The following is a 3,657-nucleotide window of genomic DNA, read 5'->3' on the forward strand; positions in this document are numbered from 1 at the left end:
CCTCCACCGCCGCATCCGCTCCCCGCAGCGCGACCCCGGCCTCGCTCGCCGCAGGCCCGACCGGGTCCACGAGCAGCGCCGTGCGCGTCACGCCGCCGCTGACCGTGACCGTGCACTCCAGAACCCGTCCGATCCAGCGCGAGAGCGCGCCGCGCGCCTCCTCGCCGCGCCGGTACCGGATCCCCGTGTCGAGGTCGACCACCGACAGCACGATCGACTCTCGGCCCTCTCCCTCATCGTGCTCGGTCACCTCGATCCGATGCCCGAGCGGGAGCGCGACCTGACCGGCGAACACGAGCATCCTGTCCATTCCCCCACCCTACGAAACCGCCACCGGACCCGACAGACACCCCGGGCGAAAACCTCTTCGCAACTTTCTTTGTCCCCCAAATGGCGGACACGGCGATTAAGCGATATTCTGCTCTTCGTAGCGGGGGCTACAGGCTGAGGAACTGGGGAATCAGCCGTCGAGAGCAGCGGAAGTTTCGCCGCCTCCCCAACCGTCCGGGAAGGACGGTGAGCCCTCTCGACAGCACCGTGCTGGGGCGGTCCGGTCGAGAGGGCATACCCCGCGCCACGGCGCCCCACATCCTCGCCCGTCAGCCGTCCCCGACTAGCCGTCGGCAAGGCCGCGGTCAACCCCGGCCCGCACACGCCGCCGCGGGGCTAGCGTCGCCCCCCATGACGACCGTGTTCCGAACGACTCGCGCCCCGCGTCGGACGGGAGGCACCCGCGGGGCCTTCACCGCTCCCGCGGCGCCTCTCGTCCCACCGGCGCGTTCCACAGGCTCGGCGCCCGCTCACCGCGCGCACCCGGGCGACGCCGCGCGTGCCGCATCGCCCTACAGCACGTCGTCGTCAGCGTCGGCGTCGTCGAGGTCGTCGTCGTCCAGTGGCACCTCGTGCCGCTGCTCGGCCGCATCGGCCGGGTCGGCCTCGACCGAGTGCACGTCCGGCTCACCGGTCGTCGTCACCTCCGGGTCGTCCGGCACCTCCAGATCGGGCCGCTCCTGCTCCTGCAGGTCGGCTTCCGGCTTGACCTCGTCGATCGGCTGGTCGCTCAGGGACATCGCGTCTCCTCTCGTTCGGCGGATGCTCCCACCCTGTAACGCCCGTCGGCCAGCGGCAAGGGGCTTGACGGCTACGCACCCCCTCGCGGAGGCGGCACCGTGACCGGGGGACCCCTCACCGGGCGCGTCCGCATCGGCGTCTCGGGCTGGCGCTACGCCCGCTGGCGGGGCGACTTCTACCCTCGCGGCCTGCCGCAGCGCCGCGAGCTCGAGTACATCGGGGAGCAGTTCCCCTCGGTCGAGCTCAACGGCTCGTTCTACTCGCTGCAACGGCCGGAGAGCTACCGCACGTGGGCGTCGAGCGTGCCGGACGACTTCGTGTTCGCCGTGAAGGGGTCGCGCTACGTCACGCACATGCTGCGCCTGCGCGCGGTCGACCAGGCCCTCGCGAACTTCTTCGCCTCGGGCGTGCTGGCGCTCGGCGAACGGCTCGGGCCGATCCTGTGGCAGCTGCCGGAGCGCCAGAAGTTCGTGCCGGCGCTCCTGGAGTCGTTCCTCGACAGCCTCCCCCGCACCACCGGGGAGGCGCTCGAACTCGCCCGCGGCCACGACGAACGCCTCCGTGACCGCGCGTGGCTCGACATCGACGCCGACCGGCCGCTGCGCTACGCGCTCGAACCGCGCTCCGCCACCTTCGCCGACCCCGCGAGCCTGACGCTGCTGCAGGCGCACGGCACCGCGCTAGTGGTCGCCGACACCGCGGGGCGATGGCCGAGGTTCGACGCGCTGACCGCGGACCACGTGTACATCCGGCTCCACGGCGCGCGCATGCTGTACCACAGCGGGTACACCGGCGCCGAGTTGCGCGAGTGGGCGACGCTCATCCGGGCCTGGGCCGACGGGACGGGCGCCGCGGACGGCCGCCCGCGCGACGTGTTCGTGTACTTCGACAACGACGCCCGCGGTCATGCCCCGCACGACGCCCTGGCGTTGCGCGCCCTCGTGGACGCCCCACCGGCGTGACGGCGAGGCGTCAGCGGTCGCCGACGTGTCCCGGCGCGGTGAGCGACAGCACCCGCTCGACGAACGCCCCGTACTCCTCCATGTAGTGCGCGAGGAAGTCTCTCGTGCCCTCGTCGTGCACCTCGCCGTCCGCACCGAACACCGCGGGCCGGAACGTGATGTACGCCTCCGGCGCGTTCAGCTGCGGGGCGTTGAGGAAGCTCAGCACGCTGCGCATGGACGACTGCATGACGGCCGTGCCGATCGCCCCGGTCGACGCACCGATGATGCCGCTCGGCTTGCGGGCGAACGAGTTGTGACCCCACGGGCGCGAGCCCCAGTCGATCGCGTTCTTCAACGCGCCGGGGATCGACCGGTTGTACTCGGGCGACACGAACAGCAGGCCCTCGGCACTCTCCACCGCGCGCTTGAACTCCGTGACCGCCTCGACCGGCTCGAGCTCGTCGTCGCGGTTGTAGAGGGGAAGGCCGTGGATGGGGATCTCCTCCAGCTCCAGGCTGGGCGGCGCGAGGCGCACCAGCGCCCTCGCGAGGGTGCGATTGATCGAGTCCGACGCCAGGCTGCCGATGAGGTAGCCGATCCGATGGGCCATGGTGAGTCCCCCGTCTCTCCCTGCATTTCCAGGATATCTCCGCGGTGGGGGCTTGCCGCAAGGCCCCACCCCGGGGGCAGAATCGACGGTCTGCGCGCGCTCCGGCGCGTGGAACGCGAAGGAGATTCATGCCCATCGACCCCTTCCACCTCTCCCCCGAGAAACAGGCCAAGACCGCCCCCGCCCTCATCGACGCCGATCGCCGACACCTCCAGCGCATCGCGGCCGAACTCGACGGTCAGCGCGCCGACGTCGCCCGACGGCTCGACGACGTCCGTCGCGTGCGCGCCGGCTCCGGGGGCGCCGCCGTGGACCGCGACCTCGAGATCCGGCGGCTGTCGTCGCGCCTGCGCGTGCTCGAACGCTTCGACATCGACGTGTGCCTCGGCCGCATGACCCCCGCCGACGGCGAGCCCGTCTACATCGGCCGCACCGGGCTCGCCGCGTCCGACGGCACCCGGCTGCTGATCGACTGGCGTGCGCCCGCCGCCGAGCCCTACTTCGCCGCGACGCTGGAGGACCCCCGCGGTCTGATCTCCCGCCGCCGATACCGGTGGACGGACGGCCGCATCAGCGACTACTGGGACGAGGCCCTGACCGCCGACGGCTTCGACGGCGCGGCCTCCCTCGACGACCAGTCCGCGTTCATCGCGAGCCTCGGCACGCACCGCACCGCCCGCATGCGCGACGTGCTGGCGACCATCCAGGCCGACCAGGACGCGATCATCCGCACCCCGTCCCGCGGCGCCCTCGTGGTGGACGGCGGTCCGGGCACCGGCAAGACCGTGGTGGCACTGCACCGCGCGGCCCACCTGCTCTACGCCGAGCCGCACCTCACCGCGAGCGCGGGCGGGATGCTGCTGGTGGGCCCGAACCCGCACTACCTCGCCTACGTGGAAGACGTGCTGCCGAGCCTCGGCGAGGACACCGTGCGGCTGTGCACCCTCCGCGACCTCACCCCGGAAGGCACGACGGCCCCGCCCGAAGCCGACCAGAGGATCGCCGCGCTCAAGGCCGCGCTCGACCCCGAGG

General features: G+C 72.3%; 5 protein-coding genes. 2 read left to right on the forward strand and 3 right to left on the reverse strand.

Features of this window, described 5'->3' with window-relative positions:
- Positions 1–310: hypothetical protein (locus DW309_RS04890; protein WP_136044728.1), on the reverse strand; the 310-nt coding region annotated here is incomplete at its 3' end.
- Between the two features lie 532 nt (positions 311–842).
- Complete coding sequence (locus DW309_RS04895; RefSeq protein ID WP_136031254.1) at positions 843–1,070, reverse strand: hypothetical protein; 228 nt, start codon at positions 1,068–1,070, stop codon at positions 843–845.
- Between the two features lie 99 nt (positions 1,071–1,169).
- Here DW309_RS04895 and DW309_RS04900 point away from each other — a divergent pair, with 99 nt between their 5' ends.
- Positions 1,170–2,033, forward strand: a complete 864-nt coding sequence (locus tag DW309_RS04900; RefSeq protein ID WP_136044729.1) for a DUF72 domain-containing protein — start codon at positions 1,170–1,172, stop codon at positions 2,031–2,033.
- Between the two features lie 10 nt (positions 2,034–2,043).
- On the opposite strand, the gene DW309_RS04905 is transcribed toward DW309_RS04900, so the two are convergent.
- The gene (locus tag DW309_RS04905; RefSeq protein WP_136044730.1) at positions 2,044–2,625 is read right to left on the reverse strand and encodes an NADPH-dependent FMN reductase; all 582 of its coding nucleotides are present in this window, start codon (positions 2,623–2,625) and stop codon (positions 2,044–2,046) included.
- A 128-nt stretch (positions 2,626–2,753) separates the two neighbouring features.
- On the opposite strand from DW309_RS04905, the gene DW309_RS04910 reads away from it, so the two are divergent.
- Positions 2,754–3,657, forward strand: a 904-nt coding sequence (locus tag DW309_RS04910) for a helicase domain-containing protein (protein WP_524538331.1), incomplete at its 3' end; no start/stop codon positions are given.

The organism is Microbacterium sp. K41 (assembly GCF_004794395.1).
In the GTDB taxonomy this organism is placed as follows: Bacteria; Actinomycetota; Actinomycetes; order Actinomycetales; family Microbacteriaceae; genus Microbacterium; species Microbacterium sufflavum.